This is a genomic window from Actinopolymorpha sp. B17G11 (genome assembly GCF_040196095.1).
Classification (GTDB): Bacteria; Actinomycetota; Actinomycetes; order Propionibacteriales; family Actinopolymorphaceae; genus Thermasporomyces.
In genome coordinates, this window is sequence record NZ_JBEFTW010000001.1 from 457,167 (window position 1) to 481,683 (window position 24,517).

Here is a 24,517-nt window from a genome sequence, read left to right on the forward strand (position 1 = left end):
CCCGAGTGGAAGCGGAAACGACGAGATGAGAACAGGGGGCTCCGGGTGGCCACAGGGAGACAGCCCACGCCAACCGACGCTGCGGCACTCGACCCGCGGATCGCACGCTCGCGCGCGGCGATCGTCGCCGCGGCATCCGAGCACTTCCTGACGAACGGATATCTCGGGGCGAACGTGGACGACATCGCCGCGGAGGCTCGGGTCTCCAAGCGAACGGTCTACAACATCTTTGGTGGGAAGGAGCAACTGTTCCGGGAGATCCTCGCCGAGGCCTTCGCCGTCGCCGAGCGATTCTCGACCGAGGTTGTCTCCACGCTGGCTGACGCCGACGACGCCGACGAGGCTGCGGCCGAGCTGAGGGCCACCGCCGTCAACCTGGTCCGCCCTGTCCTGAGCGGGCGGGTCGTGAGATTGCGGCGGCTGCTCATCGGAGAGGCGGAGCGGTTCCCCGAGCTGGCGAGGGACTACTACGAACGCGCACCTGACCGGGTGATGGACGCGCTTGCCGGAGCGATGGCCCAGCTGGGTAGGCGCGGGTTACTGTCTGTCGACGAACCGCGCCTGGCCTCTGAGCACTTTGCCTTTCTGGTCCTTGGGGCCCCGCTCGACCGGGCACTTTTCACAGCGAGCGACCAGGAGCCTCTGACCGACGAGGTTGAACGCCGTGCACTCCAAGGTGTCGATGTGTTCCTGCGGGCGTACGGCCCGGTCCGGAACTCCACCGGACCGGCCGGCTGAGACAAGCTGACCGAGCCTTCAGGGCGCCACCAGCGAGCGGCCCCGAGTGGTGAGGTGGCCGCTCGCTGCCGTCAGCTGTCGAGCAGCGATGCGGACTGCCGATCGAGCAGCAGTACGGCGTGTTCCTGGTGTCGAAGAATGGTCGCGGGGCACGCGGGCGAGACCTCGTCGTACACCGTCGCTCGTACGGCGGGCGCCTTGCGGAGCTCAGGCACCACCACCTGGAGGGCGCGCGCCGACAGCAGGGCGGGCACGGTCACGGTGATGGCACGGGGCGCAGTCTCCTCGACAGAGCCGAAGTGCCCTTCGCCGACCTGCTGGACGCGCGACTCGTGGTCGAGCTCGATGATCCGGACCCAGGCGTCGTCGACGAAGTCGACCTGGTGGGGCTCGTTGAACGCGATATGGCCGTTCTCGCCGATTCCCATGCACACCAGATCCAGCGGCTCCGCGCGCAGGAGTCCTTCGTACCGCCTGCACTCCGCCTGCGGATCCGGTGCGTCTCCTTCGATGTAGTGGACGTGCGCCGGCCTCAGCGGATCGGTGATCCTTTCGCGGATCCAGCGGCGGAAGCTCGCGGGGTGTTCGGCGGACAGGTCGAGGTACTCGTCGAGGTGGAACACCGTGACCGCATCCCACGGCACGCCAGCCTGGTCCTGCAGGGCGGCGACGAAGTCGAGCTGGGAGTTGCCGGTCGCGAGCACGACCCGCGCGCTCCCACGAGCGGCGACCGCGTCCCGCACCACCGTGGCGGTGAACTGGGCGGCGGCACGACCCAGGCTGGCCGAGTCGTCGAAGATCTGGATCCGCAGCTTGTCGACCCGACGTTCCTCAGCTGCTCCGATCACGCTGCCTCCCAGAAGACGATGTTGGCCTCGCTCGAAGCTCGCTGGCTCCGGCCTGGAGCGGAGGCGCCGGCGGTCCCGTGCGCGGGTGGGGTCTGATGCTAACGCTGCAGCAACCGCGCACGAAGATGCGGCCGTACGAAGGTGCGTGCCCTCAGGCGTAAAATTTCTTGTAGGACCTCAACCCTGGCGTCCATACCCGCAAGGGCCCACGCCTCTGACATCGCGGTCGGCGGGGGACGGGCAGGCCGCACAGAAGTGGTGCCTGGGCCGGTCGGTCGATCATGGACGCCGATCGCGGAGGGAGGGCCGTACCATGAGGTTTCTCCGCGGAGTTTCCGCCATACCGGTCTTTCTGCTCGCCACTGTCCTGCTTGTCGTCGCTCTCGTCCTCTGCGTGACGATTCTCCTGCTCCCGTTGGGAGTTCCGCTCGCCCTCCTCGCGATCCGCGTCTACGCGGTCGGAGTGAGGTTGCTGCTACCGCGCCACAAACTGCCGCGCCACAAAGAGGTGAAGCGCGGGGTCCGCACGAAGTGGCGTCGGGCGTCCAAGCACCCGGCGAAGCGGATGAAGAAGGTATCCAATAACGCCAGAAAACGCGTACGCAAAGTGCGGAAGGCCGTTCACATCTGAGCTGCTGGGCCGCTGCCGCAGCCTATCCCTCGTCGTAGGCACACGCCTGGGTGAGGTTGTCGAGGTGGTCCGGCGGTGAAACCTGCTTGTCGTCACTTGTGTGCAGCGCCTGCCGAACTATCGACCGCATGTGGGCGAAGTCTGGATTCGAAGGCTTGATGACATCGCGGAGGAAGGCGACATTGGTCACGTTCGCCTGCTTCACCTTCAGCCCGAGGTCGACGAACGCCGGAAGCGTCGAGGCCGGTATGTCACTCTGCACGATGTCTTTCGACGTCTTCGCGACAGCTTCATAGCGGGTGAGGAGCGTTACTGGGTTGGCCTGGTCGATGATCGCCTTGATCACACACCGCTGGCGAAGCATCCTGTCCCAGTCACTCGCGCCGTAGCGGCCGCGGGCGAACCAGAGTGCCTTCCATCCATCCATGCGCTGGTTTGGCCCTTCCTCGATGTAGCTGTGCGGCTTCAGGCCGGCGTCGGCCTCACCACCGATCGCGACGCGTTCGTTGACGTTGAGGGTGAGCCCTCCGAGTGCGTCGATGAGCCGCTCGAAACCCTTCAGGTTGACCAGGACGTAATAGTCGACCGGGATCGCGAGCGCACCCGACACGGCCTGTTTCACCGCGACAGCGCCGGGGTCGGCGGCCTTGACGAGACCGGGATGCGCCTCTGGGACGCTCTCGTAGACTTCCGTGAGCAGCTGCTCCTCCACGTCACCAGGGGCCTGGAACCCGTTCGGGTACGCCTGTGCGAGGGCACTTCCGGTGGGGAATGGCACCTTCTGCAGGTTCCGGGGAACGCTGAACAGCACGGTGTCACCGGTGTGGGTGTCGATGCTCGCAAGGATGATCGTGTCCGTGCGGGTCCCCGTCCGGTCCGGACCTGCGTCACCGCCCAGCAGCAGGACGTTGATGCGATCGCGCCCACCCCACGGGTCTTGTACGACGCCAGCGGGGCTCGCCGGAGCGGGGCTCGCCGAGGCTGGCTGGGTCGGCGCTGGCTGGGTCGGCGTTGCCTGGGTTGGCGTTGCCTGGGTTGGCGTTGCCTGGGTCGGCGTTGCCTGGGTTGGCGTTGCCTGGGTCGGCGTTGCCTGGGTTGGGGCTGGCTGGCTCGGCAGTGCCTTCGTCGGTGCGGGACTCGTCGATGCCGGCCCTTGCACTGCGGGACTCGTCGGTGCGGGACTCGTCGGAGCGGGCCGCGACGCATGCGTGGCCGTGCTGGTCGATGCGAGACTGTTCGCTGCTTCCTGTACGGAGAAAACCTGTTCGATCACGCTCTTCTGAATCAGCGCGTAGCGTCCTGCGACGACGAAAGGTGCCAGGACCGCAAGTGCCAGCGTGCCGGCAACCAGGTTCCCGATGATCGTGGACGAGCGACGCCGGGTTCCGGCCGTGGGGCTCAGCGAGCGATAGGTCACGATCACGAGCAGGCACCATGCCGCGCCCAGCGTGGGCACAATGAGCCCGATGAGCAGCAGCGCTCGTGGTTCGACCGACCAGTGCAGCAACGTCCGCTGTCCGCTGAGGGCAAGAGTGCCTCCGGCCAGGCACAGAACGCCGAAGATACCGACGACTGTCAACCCGAGCCTGCGCCGCCCCGCGACGATCAACCCGGTGCCGGGAATGATCGTGCCGAGGACTGTCATCGCGACGGCGAGTGGCACGGACATCGGACGGCGCCGGGGTGCGGAGCTGGTTTGCTTCCCAGACATACTTTGGTTGCCAGACATACATGGAGTCTTCCTACGGGCGGTGTTCTCCTGAACCTCCTCCCTTGAACCCCTTGCCAGGTTCGGCAGATGCCAGAATTGCGTCATCACCTCGAGTGCGCGGGCCGCAGCTCGCCGGTGTGACCCGGTTGGGCTCAGCGGGCCTCGGCGACAGGTAGTTCGGCACTGATCGCCCGCAAGGCGGCGATCACCGCGGCGATGCGCGGTGAGAGGTGCTCTCCGTCCCGGGCGATCACGACGTTGTGTCGAACGGTGTCGAGCCCCTCGATCGGAATTCGCACAAGGTGGGCGTCGGCGCCGGCGGGTGTGAGCTCCGGGGCGATCGTGACGCCCCATCCGATGCCCACCAGCCCGATCGCGGCGCCGATGTCGTCTACGGTGGCGGTCACCCGTGGCTCGAAGCCGGCCGCCGTGCACAAGCTCGTCGTGAGCCGGCCGAGCGCGCCGTCGAGGCTCACGATCCACGACTCGTCCCGCAGCTGCGCCATCGCACACTTTCGTGCGTGTGCCAGCGGATGCTCCAACGGAACGCAGAGCCGCAGCGGGTCATGTCCGAGCACCCACTCGCGCAGGCCGGAGGTGCCGCGATGGTGTGCGGAGCCGTACCGCGACACGATCACCATGTCCAGCTGGTCGCGGACCACCGCCTCCGGCCCGGCGTCGTCGGTGGTGGCGGCCAGCCTGATCTCCATGTCGGGGAACCGGCGACGGACGTCGGTCAGGGCACGACTCATGATGCGCGGGCCCTCGCGGAACGGCACGCCGACCCGGAGCAACCCGGAGACGCTCGCGGCGTCGTGGGACAACGTCGCCTCGGCGGCCCGCAGCTCGGTGAGGATGCGTTCGGCGTGCTCGACGAGGGCGCGCCCTGCTGTGGTCAGCGTGATCCGATTGCCCGCCCGCTGAACCAGCGGTGTACCGGCCTCCTTCTCCAGGGCGGCCAGCTGCTGGGAGACGGCCGAGCGCGTGTAGCGCAGGGCGCGGCCTGCGGCCGCGATGGAACCCTCCGACGCGACTGCCCGCAGCATGATCAACTTGCGAACGTCGAGCATGTGTCCAGCTCCGCTAACGGTCAGAGTCGTCAAACGTAACGTCAGCTTACTTGCCTCGGCCAGCGGGCGTGACCTGTACTTGTCCGCGACGTGTGAGGAGTCGGTATGTGTGCAGCGCGGCTCACCGAGTGGTGTCGAATACCGACCTCCGGTGCACGGGCTGTCGAACCCTTCGAGCTCGACGGGATGTCGCTGTTGGCCGTGCCGCAGCTCGCCTACGACCTGCCGGGACGACCCGCCGACATGAACGGCGGCGACAGCGACACCGACCTGTTGCTCCTGCGCAGGACCCCCGGAGGCTACGAGCCGTTCCAGACCCTTGCTGTCCCCGGCGGCGAGGACGCGGAGTTCTTCCGCATCGGCGACCGTGCGTTCCTCGCCACGGCGAGCATCCGCCGCGGCCGGGGCCCTTATGAGTACGCCACGGAGTCGACCATCTACACCTGGTCCGGCTCGCGCTTCGAGCCGTTTCAGGCCGTCGCGGGCTTCGCGGCCAAGCAGTGGCGCCACTTCACCGTCGCGGAACAGCATTTCCTCGCGCTGGCCCAGGGTGTCGCGCTGCCGGACACCGCGCCAGTGAACCGGCCGTCACTGATCTTCCGCTGGGATGGCGAGGCGTTCCGGTTGTCGCAGGAGATCTCCTCGCGGTGGGGGTACAACTGGCATGCGTTCAGCGTGGGTGGTCAGGACTTCCTGGCCCACGCCGACCACGTGGAGCCGTCCCGCCTTTATCGCTGGGACGGCGGTCGTTTCGTCGTCCACCAGGAGGTTGCCGAACGACACGGCCGCGCCTTCGCCACCTTCCACGCCGACGGTCACGACTACCTGCTCGTCGCCTGCCTGCTCAGCCCGTCGCGCCTGCTGCGCTGGGACGGTGACCGGTTCGTCGATCACCAGGTCCTGGACGGGTTGGGCGGCCGCGAGCTCGCCGTACTGCCGGGAAAGCACGGGCCGTACGTGGTTCGGGTCAACTTCATCCTCGGCACCCGGGAGGCGCCGGACACGGCGCTGAGCTCGACGCTCTACCAGTGGCACGACGAAAAGCTCGCCGTCGTGGGGGAGTTTCCCACTTTCGGTGGCACCGACGTCGCGGTGTGCGCCGACGGGCAAGGGCCGCTGGTCGCGGTCTCGAACGCGCTGAGCGCCGACGTCCGGTTCGCGACGGACACCGTGGTCTACCGCTTCACCGAACCAGCGCCGCGCCAACGCGACAGAGGTAGGTGCGCAAGGTGACCGCTGCCTGCGAGAGTCCCGAGCTGCTTCGGCTGTTCACCGCCTACACGGCCCAACCCGAGGGCATCGGCAGGCAGCTGGCACGAGCCGTCGTCACCCGCAGCACCAACGACCCGCTGATCGTCGCGACCGGCGCCGACCTCGCGATCTACCCCGGCGGTGGGAAGCCGCCGCAGGTCGAGAGCTTCCGCCTCTCACCCCGTGGGTTCAAGGAGCTGACCGCCGTATCCCACCTCGGCCCTGCGGTGGCGAGCCTGGTTCACCTGCGCACCGTGCTCGGTGACAGCTCCTGGCGATCCGGCGCAGAGCGCCTGCTGGCCGAGGTCACCTCGACCCGGTTGGCGAACAGCGTCGAGCTGTGGCGGGACCGCATCGCCGTCGAGGCGTTCCAGGGACGGGAACAACAGGTCGCCGATCTGGTCGACTACTCCTGCGCGATCACCGCGCGCTACCTGGCCGCGGCGCTGGCCGACGAGGACTACCTCACGCCGGAGACGCTGCGGTCGGACTTCCTCGCCGGGGGAGGCGAGGTCGAGGTCCCCGTACCCATGAACCACATGATGGTCGCGACGTTCTTCCTCGCCGGCCTGGACGTGAGCTTCCGCATCACCCGTTGGCTGCGTTCGTACGACATCGATTGGGAGCGGGCGATGGTCGTCATCGCCGGCCAGCAGGGTCGCCCGACGGCCGGTGTCACCTGGGCCACGAACAGCGTCGCCACGATGATCCTTGGCGCATCGAGCCACCGCCTGCCGCTGGAGCGGATGTACCTGGCTCCGCACGCGGAGACCTTCGCCACACCGACCGGTGGCGACCTGTCCGAGGTGGCCGCGTTCGAGCAGCGGTTCCGCGACCTCTGGTGTGGCACCAGGGCAACCGTCGAGCTCGGAGCCGTGATGTTCGACGGCTACCCGCGGTACGCCCCGGCGGGCGTGCGATTCCCGGATGTCAGCGACCCGGCGGTCACCGAGGTCAGCGAGATGCCGTTCATCGGCTCGGCGGACGACATGCACGCCATGGTCACCAGGCTCCGGGTGCTGCTGGAGGACCCGCGGCAGCTGCTGTCCGGTGCCGTTGTCGACTTCGCCGTCGAGTCGCTCGCGGCGGCCAACTACGACCCGACCCGGGTGGTTGTTCCCGGGCTGACCGGGGTGTTGTACCCAACCGACCTGTGAGGAACCCGACGGATCTGTGAGAGGTGGTGTGATGCGTACACACGACGACTCGGCCGGCGACGACTTCCTGAGCCGCCTTCGCGCCGGTGGGCTCACGCTGATGATGGGCATCCGCTGCGGCCGTACCACCGACGTCGTACACATCGCCCGCTCGACGGGGCACCACGCCATCCTGGTCGACCTGGAGCACTCCACCATGTCGACCGACGTGGCTGCCACATTGTGCGGCGCGGCCGACAGCCTGAGCATGACGCCGTTCGTACGCATCCCCGAACGCGAGTACGGCATGATCGGCCGGCTGCTCGACGGCGGAGCGCACGGAATCGTCGCTCCGCGGATCGAGACCGTGGACCAGGCCCGGCTGGTCGCCAGGGCGTGCCGGTTCGCCCCGCGCGGGCAGCGCTCCCAGACCGCCATGGTTCCTCAGCTCGGCATGCGGCCCCTGCCAGCTGGAACGCTCAATCCCGCGCTCGACGACGCGGTTGTCGTGCAGATCCTGCTCGAGACGCCGGCCGGTATCGCGAACGCGGACGCCATCGCGGCGCTGGACGGCGTTGACATGCTCGCGATCGGCGCCAACGACCTCACCGCCGAACTCGGCGTGCCCGGACAGTACGACGATCCGCGGGTGCGTGAGGCTGTCGCCACGGCGGCGCGGGCATGCAGGCACCACGGAAAGCTGCTGACCGTCGGCGGCGTCGGCGACAAGGCGAGCTTCGAGGCGCTCGTCGCCCTCGGCGTCTGTCCCCTGGTGTTGACCGGCATGGACGCCGCCCTGCTCTACCAGGCCGCCGGTGCCAGCGCACAGCGAGCGATCGCCGCCCACCAAACGACATCACCTGGTCACGCTGACAGCGAGGACACCTCATGACTCCCGAATTCGCGCGTACCCTGCCGATGCGGCGGGCCGAGACGAACACCAGGCCGCGGTTCGTGCTGCCACCTCGGAGCTGTGACACGCATTTCCACGTGTTCGACCCGGGATATCCCTGTGTGCCGGAGCCCCTCTACACCTTCCCGGACGCAAGCCTGGAGAAATACCTCCGGCTCACAGAATGGCTCGGTATCGAACGCATGGTTCTGGTGCAACCGACCTACTACGGCACGGACAACACGTTGTTGCTCGACGTCCTGCGGAACCTCGGGCGGTGCTGCCGGGGCGTGGTGCGCATCGACGACGACATCGCCGACAGTGAGCTCGATCGCTATCACGAGGCCGGGGTGCGCGCGATCCGCCTCGACCTGTTCGCCCGCGCCTCCTGGCCGCTGGATGATCTCGTGGCCTACATCCAGAAGATGGCGGCCAGGGCGCGACCGCGCGGGTGGCACCTGCAGTTCTACACACCTGGCGCGACCGTGCGGGACCTGTTGGGATTCTTCGGCGACCTCGAGGACACCTTCGTCATCGACCACATGGGATACATGAAGGAGTCCGACGGGCTGACATCTGCCGATTTCGAGCGGCTGCTGAAGATTCTGGACGGCGGAGCGTGCCACATCAAACTGTCGGGACCGTACCGGGTGGTGGCGGGCAAGCCGTTGTCTGCCGCCGAACCGATCGGACGCGCACTGGTCGAAGCCCGACCTGACCGGCTCATCTGGGGCTCGGACTGGCCACACCTCCCCGATGGCCAACGTGACACCGGGGAGCTGCTGAACCTGCTCGCGGACTGGGCGCCCGCCGAGGGAGACCTTCACCAGATCCTCGTCCGTACACCCGAAAAGCTCTTCTACGCCTCCTGACCCGCGAATCCGCGGGGGCGTCTCCATCGATATTCACCATTACGAAAGGAATCAAAGGTTGCCTTCTTTTGGCCCATTCGACGAGCCAATTCGACCTTTGTACGAAAGGAATCATCATGGTGCAACCCTCGACAGCGTCGCATCCCGGCGACGCGCCGGGCGGCGCTAGCGCGAATAGCGACTGGCGGCTCCGCGCTCCCTTCGCCATTCTGCTCGTCGCACTCCTGTGGGCAGCGCAACTGGTCAACGCGGCGTCGGTGATCACGGCGACCGCCCAGGCACAGATCGCGCAGTACTTCCACACCACGCAGATCGCGTGGTACAGCCTCATCTACGTCCTGTGCGGGACGTTGCTGTTGCCGTTCGTCGTCAAGCTCGGCGACATGTTCGGCAAGAAGCGCATCATGATCGTCGTGATCGTCATCGGCCTGATCGGCGACGTGATCAGCGCACTCGCCCCCACCTACGCGGTGTTGCTGATCGGGCGGGCGATCTCCGCGTGCTACGTTCCTGTCGCACCGTTGGTCTTCGCCACCGCTCGGGACATCTTCCCCGCGCGCCGGGTCGGCACGGCCACCGGCATCATCGGCGCCACGCTGGGTGCGATCATCGCCGTCGGCCCGCTGATCGCGGGCTTTCTGTTGGACAACGTCGGTTTCCGTGGCGCGATCTGGTTCGTTTCGGCCTGTACCGCGGTGGCGCTCCTGTTGGTCATCGTGCTCGTCCCCGAAACTCCGCGGCGCGCCGCCGGGGCCTTCGACTGGCTCGGCGGGGTCCTGCTGGGCGCGAGCATCATCGCCTTGATGTACGGCGTCAGCCAGGGATCGGTCTGGGGATGGCTGGACGCACGTGTGCTGGCGCTGGCCGGAGGTGCGGTCGTCATCCTGCTCGGCTTCGTCCTCGTCGAGCGAAGAGTCGCGCATCCGTTGCTCGACCTGCCGATGCTGTCACGGCGTGAGGTCGCCACGGTGTTGTCCGCCGGCTCCATCGTCCAGGGCACGGCGTTCGTCGCGGCAGCGATCATGACCGTGGTCATTCCGCTCTACCCGCGGATTCCCGGTGTCTCCGACGGGTTGGGCTGGTCGGCCATGCAGGGTGCGCTCGTCGGCCTGCCGGCAGGTGTCGTGTTGTTCGTCGTCGGCATGGCGGCGGGCGCGTCGACCCGCCGCTTCGACCCTCGGGTGCCCTGGCTGCTCGGCGTCGTGATCACCATGGCGGGGCTGGTTGCGGCGGGCTTCTACCACCACAACGCCGTTCAGATCATCGCCACCGGCATGCTCACCGCGCTGGGTGCCGGCATGGTGTACGCCTGCAACCCGATCCTCATCCTGTCCGCGGTGACGCCCCGCGAACAGGCCCTGGCCAGCGGCATGTCGCTGATGTTGCTCGGTGTGGTGATCACCTTCGTCACCCAGGTGCTGTTCACGGTGCTGGGCAGTCACTCCACCGTCGTGAAGGGCACCGCGCTCTACCTCGATGCCGGCTACCGCAACGGCTACTTCGTCCTCGCCGGATGCGTGCTGATCGGCCTGGTCGTCTCGCTTCTGATCCCGAAGTTGCGCCGACCAGCCGACATCGAAGCCGGAACCGCCGCGGCCGGGTAGTCCCTGCAGCAACTTCAGCGCCTACCCGGGTTGAGTGCTGGTCGTCCAGGCGCATCACGTTGGCGGTGGCACCACTGTGCCGCGTACGTCACCGAATCCGAGACGCTCGCCGCCGGCGGCCGGTGCGGTCGCCGAGATCACCACCTCGTCGCCGTCCTCCAGGAACGTGCTGGACCGGCCGCCGACGTCGAGCGGTTCCCGACCACCCCAGCTCAGCTCGATGAACGAGCCTCGTTGGTCTGACTCCGGACCGGAGATCGTGCCCGAGCCGTACAGGTCGCCGGTGCTGGTGGACGCGCCGTTGACGCTCATGTGGGCGAGCATCTGTGCCGGCGACCAGTACATCTCGCGGTACGGCGGGCAGGAGACCAGCTGGCCGTTCCACCGCACCTCGACGTCGATGTGCAGTCCCCACGGGTGTTCCTCACGGAGGTAGGGCAGCGGTACCGGCTCCTGCGGTGGTCGCGACACCCGGGCCGCGTCCAGCGCGAGCATGGGCACCACCCACGGCGAGATCGAGGTGGCGAAGCTCTTGCCCAGGAACGGACCCAGCGGGACGTACTCCCAGGCCTGGATGTCGCGGGCCGACCAGTCGTTGACCAGGACAGCGCCGAAGACCCGCTCGGCGAACTCGCCGACCGGCACGGGCCTGCCGAACGGCGACGGCGTGCCGACGACGAAGCCCAGCTCGGCCTCGATGTCCAGACGCCGGCAGGGGCCGAAGACCGGCGAGTCACTGTCCGGCGTCTTGTACTGCCCGCAGGGCCGGACGATGTCGGTGCCAGACACCACGACGGTCCCGGCGCGGCCGTGGTAGCCGACCGGCAGGTGCTTCCAGTTCGGCAGCAGCGGCGGCGAGTCAGGGCGGAACATCCGGCCGATGTTGGCGGCATGGTGCTCGGAGGCGTAGAAGTCGACGTAGTCGGCGACCTCGATCGGCAGGTGCATCCGGACGTCGGAGACCGGGTGGACGGCGGAATCAGCTACCTCGCCCGTCGCCAGGTCGGTGACCCGCCGGCGAACCTCCACCCAGCGGTCGATTCCCTGCGCCATGAAGGCGTTCAAGGACGGTCGGGCGAACACGTCGTCGTCCAGCGCCACCGCGAGGTCGAGCACGTGGTCTGCGACCCGCGTGCCCACGCGCGGGGCTTCCCCGGGCATGGAGAACACGCCATAGGGCAGGTTGGCCAGCCCGAAGAGCGAACCCTCCGGGATCGGGATCTTGCTCATCTGGGGACTCCGTCACCGACGCGAACCAGTCCGAGCTCCACGAGGTCCTCGACAGGCTCGCGGATGCTGCAGGTGCCGAACGACAGGAAGCGCGCTCGAACCGCCGCGACTGCATCACCGTCCAAGCCGGCGATCCGTCGGGCGATCGTGCCGGCATCGCGTTCGGCCAGCACCGTGGCCAGTGCCTGCGCACCGGCCCCACGCAGAGCCGCATCGACGGCGAGCAGCAGGTTGAGGAAGCCGTGCTGCTCGAACCCCGTTGCCAGGTCGGTGTTGCGTACGCCGTGATGCAGTCCGGCGGTCGCCTTGAACGGCACGCCGGCGTCAACCAATGCCGTGATCCGCCCGGCGAGCTCGGCTTCGCCAGGATAGAGGTCTGCGCTCATCCCGCCGGTGCGAAGCTTGGCTCGGTAGCCGTGCCGCGCGCATTCGGCGATGGAATCACCTACGCGGTCGTCTCTCGGGATCTCGACGAACACCGCCGTGTCCGGGCAGGCATCCAGCGTCCGCTCGAGCGCGGCGAAGACCTTCACCGTTTCGTACGCCTCCGGCATGGCGACCTCGAGCGCATCCAGGCGTACCGGCAACGCGGCGACACCGGCCAGCACGGACGGCACCAGTCGCGGCCACGCAGGTAGCGTGACAGCAAGATCGAGCCGCTCAGCATGGTCGAGCCGGTCGGCCGGGTCCAGCAGAGTGCGGAGCTCGGAGAGGGCGTCGGCGGGCACCACGAGTGGACCGACCAACCCGCCGTAGCGGGCCGTCCGGTGCCGCAGATGCGCGGGCACGGCGTCGCGAAGCGGCATCCGGCCGGGCGGGAAGACGGCAGCGTCGTCACACAGGCGGGCGAACAACGCTGGAATCATGGAGTCACTCGTCATTGCGGACCCCGGCCGGCCCAGGTCCAGGCGTAGCGGCCGTCGTCGCTGGCGATGCCGGCCTCGCCCAGCTCGAGGGGCCGGAACGTGTCGACCATGACGGCGAGCTCGTCGACCTGGTGGACTCCAAGCGATGCCTCGATCGCGCCCGGCTGCGGGCCGTGGGCGTAACCGCCCGGGTGGAGTGAGATCGACCCGAGCCCGATCCCCGAGCCCTTGCGCGCGGCGTAGTCCCCGCCGACGTAGAACATCACCTCGTCGGAGTCGACGTTCGAGTGGTAGTAGGGCACCGGGATCGCCAGCGGGTGGTAGTCGACCTTACGCGGGACGAAGCTGCACACCACGAAGTTCGTGCCCTGCCAGGTCTGGTGCACGGGCGGCGGCTGATGCACCCGGCCGGTGATCGGCTCGAAGTCGGCGACGTTGAACGTGTACGGATACAGGCAACCGTCCCACCCGACCACATCGAACGGGTGGGTCGCATACGCCATCCTCGTGCCGAGGATGCCGGACGGTCCCGCGCCCCGATGCTTGACCAGCACCTCCACGTCGGTGCCCTCACACACCAACGGCTCGGCAGGGCCACACAGGTCGCGCTCGCAGAACGGAGCATGCTCGAGGAACTGCCCGAACCGCGACAGGTACCTCGCCGGCGCCCCGATGTGGGAGTTCGCCTCGATGCAGTACGCCTGAAGCGGCGCGTGGCCTTCCAGGACCCAGCGATGCGTGGTGGCCCGCGGGATGATCACGTAGTCACCCGGCCCCACGTCCAGCACGCCGAACACCGTCTCGACCGTCGCCGTGCCTGCCTCGACATAGACACACTCGTCACCGACGGCATTGCGGTAACACGGCGAGGGTTGCCCTGCCCACACGTAGCTGATGCGTACATCCGCATTCCCCAGCACCAGCCGCCGGCCGGTCACTGGATCCAACGCCTTCCACTCGGCGTTCTCGAACAGCCCATGCAGCTTCAGATGTCGCGGCACCAACGGGTGGTTCGGCCGGGTCGCAAGATCCCCCATCTCCCACGGTTGCGAGTCGACGATCGCCGACGGTACGCCCACGTGGTAGAGCAACGACGAATCCGAGGAGAACCCCTCCTCACCCATCAACTCCTCGCGAAGCAGTGACCCGTCCGGCTGACGAGCCTGCGTGTGCCGCTTCGCCGGCACGTCGCCAACCCGGCTGTAGTACGGCATCAGAGGTTCCCTCGCTTCGCCTGCTCGCGTTCGATCGCCTCGAAGAGGGCCTGGAAGTTCCCCTTGCCGAATCCGAGCGAGCCGTGTCGCTCGATGAACTCGAAGAAGACCGTGGGCCGGTCGCCGAGCGGCTTGGTGAAGATCTGGAGCAGATACCCGTCCTCGTCCCGGTCGACCAGGATGTGCCGGGAGCGCAGCTCCTCGATCGGCACGCGGACCTCGCCGATCCGGGCGCGCAGCTGCGGGTCGGTGTAGTAGGAGTCCGGAGTCTCCAGGAACTCCACACCCCGCGCGCGTAGCGTGTCGACGGTGGTGAGGATGTCGTTGGTGGCAAGGGCGAGGTGCTGGACCCCCGGGCCGCCGTAGAACTGCAGGTACTCATCGATCTGGGAGCGCCCCTTACCGACGGCGGGTTCATTGAGCGGAAACTTCACCCGACGGTTGCCGCTGGCCACCACCTTGCTCATCAGCGCGGAGTACTCGGTGGCGATGTCGTCGCCGATGAACTCCGCCATGTTGGTGAAGCCCATGACCCGGTTGTAGAACCGCACCCACTCGTCCATGGCGCCGAGTTCGACGTTGCCGACCACATGGTCGAGCGCCTGGAACAGCCGCTTCCGACCGCCGGCGGGCCGGACCAGGGTGGAAGCCCTGGCGACATAACCGGGCAGGTAGGACCCGGTGTAGTGGGAGCGGTCGACCAACGTGTGCCTCGTCTGGCCGTACGCGGCGATGACCGCCAGTCGTACGCTGCCGTGCTCGTCACTCACGTCGTGGGGTTCGGCGAGCACCGTGGCACCCTGACTCCGGGCGTGGGTGATGCACGCGTCGACGCCGGGCACCTCGAGGGCGATGTCCACGACGCCGTCACCGTGCTGGCGATGGTGGTCGGCCAACGGGCTCGCCGGATCGGCGGCGCCGTTGACCACGAAGCGGACCGCGCCGCTGCGCAGGACGTAGGACCGGTGCTCGCGGTTGCCGGTCTCCGGGCCGGAGTAGGCGATGAGCTCCATGCCGTAGACGGCCTGGAAGAACAAGGCGGCCTGGGTGGCGTTGCCCACGATCCACGTCACCGCATCCCAGCCGGTGACGGGGAACGGGTCGCCATCGGCGTCATAGTCGACGAGGCCGACGAGCTCCCGAAGCTGGTCGAGATCGAGTTCGGCGAGTCGCTCGCCGCTGGTCAACGTCTGGTCAATGGTCATTGCGCGGCCCTCCGGGACGGCGATGTGCTGGCGCAATGAATAGTCAGTCGGCATGGGCCAGGCAAGGTGGCGCATTTGTGCTGGCTGGTTTGCCCTCTTTCCGACCTGGCCAGCCGAGTTGGCTGTACATATTGCCCAGCTGTCGGATCGTCGCCACGGCCGTCACCGACGAGGGCTGTCCTGATCGTCGGCTTCGAAGGAGACCACGGTCGCCAGCAGTGCGCGAAGACACGTCGTCAGATGAGCCTGTAGCGTCGCGGCGCTCATCTCGGCCAGGGCGCCGGCGCGCGCGATGTAGCGGCTGAACGTCACGCCGATCAGCAACGACGCCATGAACGGCGCCACGGCATCGGTCGCCTCCTCGCCCAGGATCTCGCGGTAGACCTCGGACGTGCTGCGCTGCATGGCCTCGAGCAAACGTCCGGATGCGTTGTCGTCGACGACGGCACTGCGGAGCAGGGCCAGGAGCGGGTCGGTCCCGGCAGACGTTTCCATCCGTCGTACGTATCCGGCCGCGAGCCGCTCGGGAAGCGTTTCCAGCGGGCCCGCCGCGTCGTCGGCGAGGTCACGGGTGCCAGGGACCGCGGCGAGGAACAGTTGCTCCTTGGTCCCGAAGTGGCGGACGACGAGACCGTGAGTCACTCCGGCGCGCCGCGCGATTTCGCGCAGGGTCGCCTGCTGATACCCACGCTCGGCGAAGACCTGTGCCGCGGCGGCCAGGATCGCCTCACGATTGAACTCGGGGTCGCGCCTGTAGCGGCGCTGCGCGGCCGCGCCTTGCTGGCTCATGTCAGTGAAGGTACCGGCGTATGCGACCAGACTCGGGCAGGCTGCCTTCTCCTGATTAATGACCATCTGGACATTACGGCGACATGCGCCCTACACTCTGCTGACCGCATGGTCATTACGGATCGCCCGGGTCCCGAGAACCTGAGCTGAGCCCACGACCCGGAGCGCGGCGAGGAGGTGAGTCATGGCTCGTCATCTCACGGCGGAGAACAGCGCGATGGTGCTGATCGACTACGCGATCGGCTTCGCGACCATGTTCCGGTCGCAGGCGACCGCCGACAACGTCAACAACGCGACGGCTCTGGCGAAGATCGCACGCATCTACGGCCTGCCGCTCATCGTCACCAACGGACCCGATGACGCACCGGCGGGCCCGCTGTATCCGGAGCTCACGGCGGCGCTGGGCGTCCACACCTTCATCGAACGGTACGGGGAGTTCGACGCCTTCGACCGGGAGGAGTTCGCCACCGCTGTGCAGGCGACCGGGCGGCGGCGACTGGTGATGGCCGGCCTGATGACCGAAGGCTGCCTGTTGGCGACCGTGTTGACCGCCCTGGATCTCGGCTTCGAGGTCTTCGTCGTCGAGGACGCATCGGCGGGCGAGACGCGGGGGACGCACGAGACGGCGGTGCAGCGCATGATCCAGGCGGGTGCCCGCCCGGTCACCTGGTTGAGCCTGGCATCGGAGTACCAACGCAGCTGGTCCAACGAAAAGACCTCCGCGGCGTTCGGCGAGCTGCTGAGCCAGCACAATCCGGCGTTTGCACTGCACTACGCCCACGAGAACCATCTGCGGCCGCCGTCGCCGACGGCCCTCTGACCCAGCAGTGCCCACCGGGCGACTACTGCGCCCGACTCCACCACCGCGGGGAGGATCGATGGAGATCGAACGCCGCACCGCCGCAAACACCGCGATCGTGCTCATCGACTACGTGACTGGTTTCGCGAACATGATCGGGTCACAGACGATCGACCAGAATGTCGCCGGCGCCCGTGCGCTTGCGCAGACGGCGATGGCGTTCGGCGTTCCTCTTGTCGTCACCATGGGACCCCGACGGGATCCGCGCGGTGTCCTCTACCCGGAGGTGGCAGAGGTGATCGGCGAGCATCCGGTCGTCTACCGCCAGGGATCCTTCGACGCCTTCGCCTATCCCGGCTTCGAGGAGGCGGTCAGTGCGACCGGCGTCAGGCACCTCGTCCTCGCAGGGCTGATGACCGATGGATGCGTGCTGCAGACCGGCCTCACCGCGCTCCGCCGTGACTACGGCGTAACGCTTGTCGTCGACGCCACCGCGAGTGGAACCGAGGTCGCCCAGCAGGCAGCCATCAGCAGGCTCACCGCTCTCGGGGTGACCCTCACGACGTGGCTGTCCTTTGCCGCCGAGCTGCAGGTCAGTTATGACAACACCGAGACGCTCGCGGAGTTCCGCAAGATCCAGGCGAACTCGCCGAGCTATGCAAAGCTTCAGGTCACGCTGGCCGGGACGCTCAGCCGCGCCAGTGGGTGCAAGCCCTGAGATGATGCTGCGATGGCCGATATGACCATCGACGACTTCACGCCATCGCTGTTGGATGCCGCCGATCGCCAGCGATCCGGCATCGGGACCGCGCTCATCAATGCGCTGGAGGTGCGTTTATCCGGTGTAGAGCAGCTGTATCTCCTCACCGCACGCGAGAGCCCTGCGCACCGGTTCTATGAGCACTGTGGCTTCCGGCCCGCTCGCCGCCAGGGTGTGATGGTCAAACGGTTGGTGGGCACCACCCAGGAGTGAGGGGTGGACGTTCCTCGCTGGGAGGCGTCGAGGAACTGGGGCGTGATGCCCCTGGCGGCCAAGGCCCCGGCATCGCGGGTCTGGCTCGTCCTCGCCGACGGTGACCTCACGAATGTCAATCCTGCCAGGTCCTGGCGCGCATGGATGGCGCCCTTGGTCCGCGTCGGGAGGGGTCCCGGGCCGACTGCTGTGCACTAGGTCATCGTTCCGCGTGGGCGGGCGGCAGCCAACTGGCGGCGATGGAGCACAGATGGGGAGGGCCTGATGCGAAGTCCGTTACGAAAGCCGGCCGGGGTCCTTGCGGCGGCCGTGCTGGTGGCGACGGCGGCCTGCAGTGGTGAGGCGATTCGAGACGACCGCGGCGACGCCGACGGCACTCCAGGGGCACGAAGTACGCGTGGCCTGGGCTTCAGCGGTGATCCGAAAGTCCGGCCGGCATTGGCGTTCGAGCGCAGGCCGGCGCACGTCATCCCGTTCGGCCCGATGGAGCATCCGCCGGTCACCCTGTACGGGCGGGCCGTCTGGATCGCCGACGAAGCCGGCGTGACGGCAGTGGACGTGACCACTGGCAGGACCATCACCCGCGTCAAGCCCAGGCACAAACCGTTGTACGAGGCACATCAGCCTCAACGCCTGACCAAGGACGAGGGCGAGTACCTGCAGTACCGCGTTCTGCCCCCGCAGGTGGCGCAGATCAACGGCGCACCGGCTGTGCTCGCCATCGTCCCCGTCGAGCTCGGGACCCGGAACGGAGGCGCGCCGCAGAACGGGTTCGAGGTGATCGCGGTGCGGGCTGCCGACGCCAAGGTGATCTGGCGGCTGCCCGTCGACATCGACGGCGAGCCGGACGGCCGGCTGGGTGCGTCTGTGTGGCGACCTCCGTACCACGGTATGGCGGCCGTTCAGTGGACCGTGGACGGCGGCCTGCGGGGCACCTTCGCGATCGCGCTGGAGAAGCCGCGCCTGCTGTGGCAGCGTACGGACTTCGAGCTGATCGACGGCTACCAGCAAGCCTTGGTCGGCTTCCGCGACAACGGCGACGATACCTACACGATCGCCGGGGCAAGCCTCGCCGACGGCCGCGACCTGTGGAACCTGTCGGAGCTGTCCGGCGAGATCTCAGCCGGTGGCCGGTACGACGAGAGCTATGGCGGCGGGCCGTGGAGTCTCGTCGACGACGACGCTCTTGGCGCCAGGCTGGTGGAGATCGCGACCGGTGACACTGCCCTGTCCGGGAAGACCGGCTTGAACGCCGACATGACGTGCGGCATGCGTGAAGGCGGCAGTGCCGTGCTGTGCACGTCGAAGAAGGCTGGTGCCCTGGCGTTGGACGTCGGCACCGGCGACGTGCTGTGGGAACGCGCGCCCGGCACCGGGCCGGACGCCTGGAGCGGCACGGTCTCGACGATCACCAAGGACTACGCGTACGTCGACCGCTCCGATGGGCCGGTCGTCATCGACGTCCGTTCCGGAAAGGTGGTCGGTGCCGACTCCGGCATCGTTCCCGATCGGGCCAACGCCTACGCGGGGCTCGTCTTCACCGGCACCGACATCGAGATCCACCTCCCCCGCAGCTAGCCCGGCGCTGAACTGCTCGCACCGCCTCGGTGCGGGACGTGGAATGGAAGGAGAGCCATCGTGAGGTCGCGACTTGTCGGCGTCATCGCCCTGGTGCTCGGTGTGCTGCTGTCGGCTCTGGCCACGTTGCCCGCTGCCGCGGACCCAGCCGATCCGTACAGCGATGTCCCGCGGAATCGGATGTACGAACGCGCGAGCGAGCGGGAGCTCTGGGCGAAGCGGGTGCGCGACGGCAGGGCCTCCGGTAATCCGGGTGAGGCGAGGAAGCACGCCGCGGTCAACTATGCCGCGGTCTGGTGGCGGATCACCGGCTACGACGACGACACCATCCGCCGGTTGCGGTGGTTCGCGAAGTGGAACGAGAGGAACCGATCGCGCACCAGGACAGAGCCGCCGCTCGTGGACATCACGATCATGACCGCGAAGGAGCTGCGGCGCGACAACCGTGCGCTGTACGACGAACTCGTCGAACGCGGTATGCGCGACGATGATGTCGTCTCGCAGATGGTGACCAGGAGCACCCCGCCCAAGAAGGGAGAACGCGGCTATCACGCCGAGGAGATCCTGCTCCGCCTGCGGTACAACCTGGAGTATTTCGACGCGCAGCTCGAACGCAGGGGTGTCGAGGAGATCGACCAGGAATTCCTGGAGGAGATAGGCGAGGATCTGCGGCCGCGCTCGGGAATCGTGTCCACGCCCAGGGATCTCATCTACGGTGTCACCGAGCGGGAGCCCTGCAGCTATTCGGGCTCGCCGGCCTGCCACCGATACTCCGATCTCCTGGACCACATGGTGCCCTACGGCGAGAAGATGGAACGACGGGCGGCCCAAGGCGACCTGGCGCGCATCCTGCAACGAACGGCGCAAGAAAACGTGGCACGGCTCATCACCACGACCTACGTCCGAGATGAGGTCACCAAGGCACGTCGTCCCTTCCAGCCGGCCGAGCTTCCCGGCAGGCGCTATGACTACGAAGGAGACGACCCCAGGCGGGACCCGCCAGGGCTCGAACGAATGCTGGACCCCGCTCACCAGGACAGCGGCGGCATCGACTTCTCCAACCTGGAGCTGCGGTACATGGCAGAGGACTCGTCCTCAGGAACGAAGGACGGCGTGCGGTATGCGTTCAGCGGCGAGCCAGGTGGATCGACGGACACCCGGAGCGCCTTGACCGGTGCACGAAGCGTCAATACCGCGTCCGATGCGTTCTTCGTCTGGCTGGCATTGCCGGAGTCCAGCTTCTGGGTCAATCTCAATCCGAACGAGCCCCACCGCATTGTCGGCCACCAACTGGACAAGACGGACGTCGGCCGGATCATGCTTGACGCCGACCTGCAACTGAAGAAGACGGTGGGCACGCTGATTCACCCCGATTCCTCACAGGGCAAGCAGTTCTGGAGCAGCCTGCAGGGCTACAACGGCGAACGCTGCTTCTCCCACCGGGTATGGATCACGCCGAAGCCCGCAAAGATCTATGACGAGAACGGCGAGCTGTACATCATCGACGCCCCGCTGGATGTGCAGATGGAGCAGGAGTACATCCAGAACGTGGGGACCGGCAAGTACCAGGGCTGCCCGTATCAGCCGGAGGCGATCGAGAACCACAACGCGGACATGTATCGCCGGCTGGTTCTGCCCCGGCTCATCGATTCGGTGAACACCGCGCCGGAGTACGCCGCGTTGCGGCAGATCTACCTCAGCCGGATCGCCGCCGAGTGGTACCGGGAACGCAGCAGAACGCATGCGATGGAACTCACCAACCTGATCGACAGCGGCGATGTCGCACGCTGGCCGGCGGCTGAGAGCTGGACCCCGAAGGACACCTACAGCCGCTATCTCCGGTCGTACACAAAAGGCGAGTTCCACACCCCGTCGTACACCTATGGCGGCGTCATCCTCACCGATGTGCCGAAGCAGAAGGTCACCAGGGCAGAGTTCGAGCGCAGTTGGCCCGGCGCGCGAACGGCCGTCACCAAGGCGCTGAACGGCGAATCCACCGAGGCGGCCAGGGGTCAGATCTGGTTCGGCGGCACCTCGACCGAACCCACGAAACAGCGACCGCAGCCGACCACGGGCGCGCAACCAGTCAACGGCATCGGCTGGCCGCCGCACCTGGTACAGGTCCTGCTGCTCGCGCTGGCAAGCGCCGCCCTGCCGCTTGCGATCGTCATCTGGCGACGGCGAACGCGAGCCGGCCACCCGCCAGGGCTGACAGGCGGAGAGTCCACTCTTACCTGAATTCACGATTCCCTGTATCGTCGCCTCCATGGTGACTGCCGCGACCGACATCGACGTGCTCGCCCGCTTCGGCCGGGCGATGGCAGATCCGATTCGTTGCCGGCTGCTGCTGGCGCTGCGGGAGGCCCCGTCCTATCCGGCCGACCTTGCCGACGTCCTCGGGATCAGCAGGACCAGGCTGTCCAACCACTTGGCCTGTCTGCGTGGCTGTGGTCTGGTCGTGGCCGTCCCGGCCGGTCGACGGGTCCGCTACGAACTCGCCGACCCTCGGCTGGGTCACGCCATCGACGACCTGCGCTCGACCGTGTTGGCTGTTGCCGCCGACCAGGCCTGCACCGACACCACGATGGAGCCATCCCCGGCCGCGCTGAGGCGGCACCGCTGATGGCCTCCGCTGTCACCGCGGCGCTGACCGAGCGGCGCCGGAGCCAACTCACCAGCCGGGTCCGCTGGCTGGTCGCCGCCACCATCAGCTACAACGTCGTCGAGGCCGCAGTGGCGCTCACCGCTGGAACGATCGCCTCGTCGACCGCGCTGATCGGGTTCGGGCTGGACTCGGTGATCGAGGTTTCCTCCGCCGCCGCCGTGGCCTGGCAGTTCTCCGCCCGGGACCATGCCGTCCGTGAAGCGCGGGAACGCCGCACGCTGCGGATCATCGCGATCTCGTTCTTCGCCCTGGCGGCGTACGTCACCGTCGATGCCGTCCGCGCCCTCACCGGCGGCAGCGAGGCCCAGCCCTCCGTGCCCGGAATCGTTCTCGCCGCCCTCTCGGTAGTGATCATGCCGGTCCTGTCACTGGCCCAGCGACGTACCGGACGCGAACTCGGCTCTGTCTCGGCCGTCGCGGACTCCAAGCAGACCCTGCTGTGCAGCTACCTCTCCGCCGTCCTGCTCACCGGCCTTGTACTCAACAGCACACTTGGTTGGTCCTGGGCCGACCCGCTCGCCGCTCTCGCCATCGCCGCGGTGGCCGGCAAGGAAGGCTGGGAAGCCTGGCACGGCAAGGGCTGCTGCACCGCAGCCGGAGTCACGACCTCACCCGGCGCCCACCAACCAGGGCAGTCATGCACCTGTGCACCCGGCTGCGACTGCTCGTGACACCTGAGCTAGCGCGGAACCCTGCCAGCTTCTGGACGTAAGACATGGGGCGTCGACGTCATTCTGGCTGGCCTCGCGTCCAGGAGGACTTCGCCTCCGCGGCGATGCCGCGGGCGTTCTGGGCGTACGACTTCTCCGGCTCCCTGGCCACGGCGGCATCGAGGACTGCGGGGTCGACGTGGATGGGCACGTCAGTGACGAGTGCGAGGTTGAGGGCGTCGCTGGGCCGGGCATCGACGGTGACGCCGCCTTCGAGAACGGCCTGGGCGTAGAAGACCTTGTAGGTGGCGAAGTCCTTCTCGGTCAACTGGGTGATGCGGACCTCACGGAGCCGGCCGCCGGTTGCGTCGACGAGAGCGGCGGCGAACTGGTACGCGGTAGGTCTCGGCAGCTCGACGTCTTCCAGACTGAGCGCCAGTGCGGCCGCCTCGGCCCGACCGATCCAGATGGGCAACTGCCGTTGCCCGTCGACCTCGGTGAGCAGGACTATGTGCCGATCGGGCGGGGTCTCCTTGACGACGTCGGTGACCCGCATGGGGACGAGTTGGCTCCCGGTCTCGGACATGGTGAGCTGTTCCTCTCTGGGGATGGCAAGTCGCTGCCGGAGCGAAGCGCGCGCTTTGTGCAGGCGGGTCTTCACCGCACCTACAGGGATGTCGAGGTGGGCGGCCACCTCGGCCTGAGTGAGGCCGGCGAGGTAGAACAACGTCACTGCATCGCGTTGGCCGGCAGGAAGGGTGGCGACAGCGGCCCGTACCCGGTGAGCGGCCTCGGCGGCCTCGGCGAGCTCCTCCGGACCGGGGTCCTGCTCGACGGGCTCTGGCATCCGTCGCCCGCTGGCCAGGACATCCAGGGAGTACGCCGGACGGCTCTCGGTCTGAAGGTGCCTGCGGCACAGGTTGAGCCCGATCCCAGCAAGCCACGGCCCGAAGCGGTCGTCACGGCGCAGCCGCTTCAAGGCGAGCATGGCGGCGACCACCGCCTCCTGCGCCATGTCTACGGCCAGGTCGTGGTCGCCGAGCATCCGGGCGCACAGGGCCCGTACCAGCGGATAGTGCCGGGCTACCAGCGCCGCGAACGCGTCCTTGTCGCCGTCACGGGCGGCGGCCACAAGTCCGATTTCATCCCACGCCACAGGCCGGGCCATCGATGCGATCACCTCCGCCGACGTGTCCTCACTGGTGGGTAGTCACGTGGCGGCCGTCGCAGGTTACCCGGCCTGTCACACCCCGATCTTGAACGCGGCCCGAGGACGTTGCTTGACGAGGCCTGTTCGGCGCTCACCCGAGCGTGAGCTATCACGTTGGCGGGCAGAGATCGGCAGGCCACAGCGTGCGAGCTGAGCCGGGACCGGTCCCGAGCCGCCGAGGTTAGTGTGAACGCCATGCCCGCATGTGACATCTGCGATGCGCCACCCGGTCCGGACGCCAAGCGGTTCACCGCCGATCGGCTGCGTGCGGCCGTGGACTCAGGTTACCGGCCCGCCGCGGTCATCGAGCACTACCGGAGCCTGGCTGGCAGGCTCGGCCTCGACCGGGGCGACGACCACTGGTACGGCGAGTGGGTCGCGCAGGTGCGCCAGGACCGGACCGACTGGTTGCTGTGCCAGTCCTGCTGGACCGGACTCGAGGCACACCTGAAGCGGCCGGACACCGGGCAGTTCGCCGGCGCGCCGCCGGTGTCCCCGTCGGCGTCCCCGCCGCGGCGACGCTGGTTCGGCCGCTGGCGGCGGTAACGGTAACTCGACCGCCGCGTACAGGACACAAGATGTCCC

The 24,517-nt window shown here is 67.8% G+C and carries 24 protein-coding genes; 15 read left to right on the top strand and 9 right to left on the bottom strand.

The window, feature by feature from the left end; all coding sequences use genetic code 11:
* Nucleotides 1–45 precede the first annotated feature (45 nt).
* On the top strand, nt 46–738 hold the full coding sequence (locus ABN028_RS01985; RefSeq protein ID WP_349695390.1) for a TetR/AcrR family transcriptional regulator: 693 nt from the start codon (nt 46–48) through the stop codon (nt 736–738).
* A 71-nt stretch (nt 739–809) separates the two neighbouring features.
* Here the strand turns inward: ABN028_RS01985 and ABN028_RS01990 are convergent, their stop codons facing one another.
* Entirely contained in the window at nt 810–1,586 is a 777-nt protein-coding gene (locus tag ABN028_RS01990) for a glucosamine-6-phosphate deaminase (protein ID WP_349695391.1), read from the bottom strand.
* A 313-nt stretch (nt 1,587–1,899) separates the two neighbouring features.
* Here ABN028_RS01990 and ABN028_RS01995 point away from each other — a divergent pair, with 313 nt between their 5' ends.
* Nucleotides 1,900–2,217 carry a hypothetical protein gene (locus ABN028_RS01995; RefSeq protein ID WP_349695392.1) on the top strand — a complete coding sequence of 106 codons (318 nt, stop codon included), beginning with the start codon at nt 1,900–1,902 and terminating at the stop codon, nt 2,215–2,217.
* A 22-nt stretch (nt 2,218–2,239) separates the two neighbouring features.
* Here ABN028_RS01995 and ABN028_RS02000 read toward each other — a convergent pair whose 3' ends face one another.
* Nucleotides 2,240–3,886, bottom strand: coding sequence for an LCP family protein (locus ABN028_RS02000; protein ID WP_349695393.1), 1,647 nt, complete (start codon nt 3,884–3,886; stop codon nt 2,240–2,242).
* 194 nt (nt 3,887–4,080) lie between these two features.
* Entirely contained in the window at nt 4,081–4,998 is a 918-nt protein-coding gene (locus ABN028_RS02005) for a LysR family transcriptional regulator (protein WP_349695394.1), read from the bottom strand.
* A gap of 105 nt (nt 4,999–5,103) precedes the next feature.
* Here ABN028_RS02005 and ABN028_RS02010 point away from each other — a divergent pair, with 105 nt between their 5' ends.
* The 5 genes from ABN028_RS02010 to ABN028_RS02030 all read left to right on the top strand — a co-directional run bounded on the left by ABN028_RS02010 (nt 5,104) and on the right by ABN028_RS02030 (nt 10,753).
* Entirely contained in the window at nt 5,104–6,231 is a 1,128-nt protein-coding gene (locus ABN028_RS02010) for a hypothetical protein (RefSeq protein WP_349328856.1), read from the top strand.
* Nucleotides 6,228–7,406: a DUF5624 domain-containing protein gene (locus ABN028_RS02015; protein ID WP_349695395.1), complete on the top strand. Its 1,179-nt coding sequence runs from the start codon at nt 6,228–6,230 to the stop codon at nt 7,404–7,406. Before ABN028_RS02010 ends, ABN028_RS02015 begins: the two co-directional genes overlap by 4 nt.
* A gap of 31 nt (nt 7,407–7,437) precedes the next feature.
* Entirely contained in the window at nt 7,438–8,277 is an 840-nt protein-coding gene (locus tag ABN028_RS02020; protein WP_349695396.1) for an HpcH/HpaI aldolase family protein, read from the top strand.
* The gene (locus ABN028_RS02025) at nt 8,274–9,149 is read left to right on the top strand and encodes an amidohydrolase family protein (RefSeq protein WP_349695397.1); all 876 of its coding nucleotides are present in this window, start codon (nt 8,274–8,276) and stop codon (nt 9,147–9,149) included. Before ABN028_RS02020 ends, ABN028_RS02025 begins: the two co-directional genes overlap by 4 nt.
* A gap of 116 nt (nt 9,150–9,265) precedes the next feature.
* Nucleotides 9,266–10,753 (top strand): MFS transporter, encoded by a 1,488-nt coding sequence (locus tag ABN028_RS02030; RefSeq protein WP_349695398.1) that lies wholly within the window; start codon nt 9,266–9,268, stop codon nt 10,751–10,753.
* A gap of 54 nt (nt 10,754–10,807) precedes the next feature.
* Here the strand turns inward: ABN028_RS02030 and fahA are convergent, their stop codons facing one another.
* The 5 genes from fahA to ABN028_RS02055 form a co-directional block, all read right to left on the bottom strand.
* The gene (gene fahA, locus ABN028_RS02035) at nt 10,808–11,983 is read right to left on the bottom strand and encodes a fumarylacetoacetase (protein WP_349695399.1); all 1,176 of its coding nucleotides are present in this window, start codon (nt 11,981–11,983) and stop codon (nt 10,808–10,810) included.
* A complete protein-coding gene (locus tag ABN028_RS02040; protein ID WP_349695400.1) occupies nt 11,980–12,849 on the bottom strand; it encodes a hypothetical protein in 870 nt (289 codons plus the stop codon). The genes fahA and ABN028_RS02040 overlap by 4 nt, the downstream gene beginning before the upstream one ends.
* 11 nt (nt 12,850–12,860) lie before the next feature.
* Nucleotides 12,861–14,063 (bottom strand): homogentisate 1,2-dioxygenase, encoded by a 1,203-nt coding sequence (locus ABN028_RS02045; protein ID WP_349695401.1) that lies wholly within the window; start codon nt 14,061–14,063, stop codon nt 12,861–12,863.
* Complete coding sequence (gene hppD, locus ABN028_RS02050; RefSeq protein WP_349695402.1) at nt 14,063–15,268, bottom strand: 4-hydroxyphenylpyruvate dioxygenase; 1,206 nt, start codon at nt 15,266–15,268, stop codon at nt 14,063–14,065. The genes ABN028_RS02045 and hppD overlap by 1 nt, the downstream gene beginning before the upstream one ends.
* 162 nt (nt 15,269–15,430) lie before the next feature.
* Nucleotides 15,431–16,057: a TetR/AcrR family transcriptional regulator gene (locus ABN028_RS02055; protein WP_349695403.1), complete on the bottom strand. Its 627-nt coding sequence runs from the start codon at nt 16,055–16,057 to the stop codon at nt 15,431–15,433.
* Between the two features lie 184 nt (nt 16,058–16,241).
* Here ABN028_RS02055 and ABN028_RS02060 point away from each other — a divergent pair, with 184 nt between their 5' ends.
* The 7 genes from ABN028_RS02060 (at nt 16,242) to ABN028_RS02090 (ending at nt 22,743) form a co-directional block, all read left to right on the top strand.
* Nucleotides 16,242–16,877 (top strand): isochorismatase family protein, encoded by a 636-nt coding sequence (locus tag ABN028_RS02060; protein WP_349695404.1) that lies wholly within the window; start codon nt 16,242–16,244, stop codon nt 16,875–16,877.
* A gap of 58 nt (nt 16,878–16,935) precedes the next feature.
* Nucleotides 16,936–17,574: an isochorismatase family protein gene (locus ABN028_RS02065; RefSeq protein WP_349328845.1), complete on the top strand. Its 639-nt coding sequence runs from the start codon at nt 16,936–16,938 to the stop codon at nt 17,572–17,574.
* A gap of 21 nt (nt 17,575–17,595) precedes the next feature.
* Nucleotides 17,596–17,829 (top strand): GNAT family N-acetyltransferase, encoded by a 234-nt coding sequence (locus tag ABN028_RS02070; RefSeq protein ID WP_349695405.1) that lies wholly within the window; start codon nt 17,596–17,598, stop codon nt 17,827–17,829.
* 264 nt (nt 17,830–18,093) lie between these two features.
* Nucleotides 18,094–19,407, top strand: coding sequence for a hypothetical protein (locus ABN028_RS02075; RefSeq protein ID WP_349695406.1), 1,314 nt, complete (start codon nt 18,094–18,096; stop codon nt 19,405–19,407).
* Between the two features lie 60 nt (nt 19,408–19,467).
* Nucleotides 19,468–21,645, top strand: coding sequence for a hypothetical protein (locus ABN028_RS02080; protein ID WP_349695407.1), 2,178 nt, complete (start codon nt 19,468–19,470; stop codon nt 21,643–21,645).
* A 28-nt stretch (nt 21,646–21,673) separates the two neighbouring features.
* Entirely contained in the window at nt 21,674–22,030 is a 357-nt protein-coding gene (locus tag ABN028_RS02085) for an ArsR/SmtB family transcription factor (protein WP_349695408.1), read from the top strand.
* The gene (locus tag ABN028_RS02090) at nt 22,030–22,743 is read left to right on the top strand and encodes a cation efflux transmembrane domain-containing protein (protein ID WP_349328840.1); all 714 of its coding nucleotides are present in this window, start codon (nt 22,030–22,032) and stop codon (nt 22,741–22,743) included. Before ABN028_RS02085 ends, ABN028_RS02090 begins: the two co-directional genes overlap by 1 nt.
* 58 nt (nt 22,744–22,801) lie before the next feature.
* Here ABN028_RS02090 and ABN028_RS02095 read toward each other — a convergent pair whose 3' ends face one another.
* Nucleotides 22,802–23,890 (bottom strand): bifunctional nuclease domain-containing protein, encoded by a 1,089-nt coding sequence (locus ABN028_RS02095; RefSeq protein WP_349695409.1) that lies wholly within the window; start codon nt 23,888–23,890, stop codon nt 22,802–22,804.
* Between the two features lie 237 nt (nt 23,891–24,127).
* Between ABN028_RS02095 and ABN028_RS02100 the strand changes: the two genes are divergently transcribed.
* Nucleotides 24,128–24,478 carry a hypothetical protein gene (locus ABN028_RS02100; protein ID WP_349695410.1) on the top strand — a complete coding sequence of 117 codons (351 nt, stop codon included), beginning with the start codon at nt 24,128–24,130 and terminating at the stop codon, nt 24,476–24,478.
* Nucleotides 24,479–24,517 lie beyond the last annotated feature (39 nt).

Bases quoted from the DNA above. Each gene is read 5' to 3' on its own strand.
- ABN028_RS01995 (WP_349695392.1), top strand. From the start codon at position 1,900: ATGAGGTTTCTCCGCGGAGTTTCCGCCATACCGGTCTTTCTGCTCGCC.
- ABN028_RS02000 (WP_349695393.1), bottom strand. From the start codon at position 3,886: ATGTCCGTGCCACTCGCCGTCGCGATGACAGTCCTCGGCACGATCATT.
- ABN028_RS02005 (WP_349695394.1), bottom strand. From the start codon at position 4,998: ATGCTCGACGTTCGCAAGTTGATCATGCTGCGGGCAGTCGCGTCGGAG.
- ABN028_RS02010 (WP_349328856.1), top strand. From the start codon at position 5,104: ATGTGTGCAGCGCGGCTCACCGAGTGGTGTCGAATACCGACCTCCGGT.
- ABN028_RS02020 (WP_349695396.1), top strand. From the start codon at position 7,438: ATGCGTACACACGACGACTCGGCCGGCGACGACTTCCTGAGCCGCCTT.
- ABN028_RS02025 (WP_349695397.1), top strand. From the start codon at position 8,274: ATGACTCCCGAATTCGCGCGTACCCTGCCGATGCGGCGGGCCGAGACG.
- ABN028_RS02030 (WP_349695398.1), top strand. From the start codon at position 9,266: ATGGTGCAACCCTCGACAGCGTCGCATCCCGGCGACGCGCCGGGCGGC.
- fahA (WP_349695399.1), bottom strand. From the start codon at position 11,983: ATGAGCAAGATCCCGATCCCGGAGGGTTCGCTCTTCGGGCTGGCCAAC.
- ABN028_RS02040 (WP_349695400.1), bottom strand. From the start codon at position 12,849: ATGATTCCAGCGTTGTTCGCCCGCCTGTGTGACGACGCTGCCGTCTTC.
- ABN028_RS02045 (WP_349695401.1), bottom strand. From the start codon at position 14,063: ATGCCGTACTACAGCCGGGTTGGCGACGTGCCGGCGAAGCGGCACACG.
- hppD (WP_349695402.1), bottom strand. From the start codon at position 15,268: ATGACCATTGACCAGACGTTGACCAGCGGCGAGCGACTCGCCGAACTC.
- ABN028_RS02055 (WP_349695403.1), bottom strand. From the start codon at position 16,057: ATGAGCCAGCAAGGCGCGGCCGCGCAGCGCCGCTACAGGCGCGACCCC.
- ABN028_RS02060 (WP_349695404.1), top strand. From the start codon at position 16,242: ATGGCTCGTCATCTCACGGCGGAGAACAGCGCGATGGTGCTGATCGAC.
- ABN028_RS02065 (WP_349328845.1), top strand. From the start codon at position 16,936: ATGGAGATCGAACGCCGCACCGCCGCAAACACCGCGATCGTGCTCATC.
- ABN028_RS02070 (WP_349695405.1), top strand. From the start codon at position 17,596: ATGACCATCGACGACTTCACGCCATCGCTGTTGGATGCCGCCGATCGC.
- ABN028_RS02075 (WP_349695406.1), top strand. From the start codon at position 18,094: ATGCGAAGTCCGTTACGAAAGCCGGCCGGGGTCCTTGCGGCGGCCGTG.
- ABN028_RS02085 (WP_349695408.1), top strand. From the start codon at position 21,674: ATGGTGACTGCCGCGACCGACATCGACGTGCTCGCCCGCTTCGGCCGG.
- ABN028_RS02090 (WP_349328840.1), top strand. From the start codon at position 22,030: ATGGCCTCCGCTGTCACCGCGGCGCTGACCGAGCGGCGCCGGAGCCAA.
- ABN028_RS02095 (WP_349695409.1), bottom strand. From the start codon at position 23,890: ATGGCCCGGCCTGTGGCGTGGGATGAAATCGGACTTGTGGCCGCCGCC.
- ABN028_RS02100 (WP_349695410.1), top strand. From the start codon at position 24,128: ATGCCCGCATGTGACATCTGCGATGCGCCACCCGGTCCGGACGCCAAG.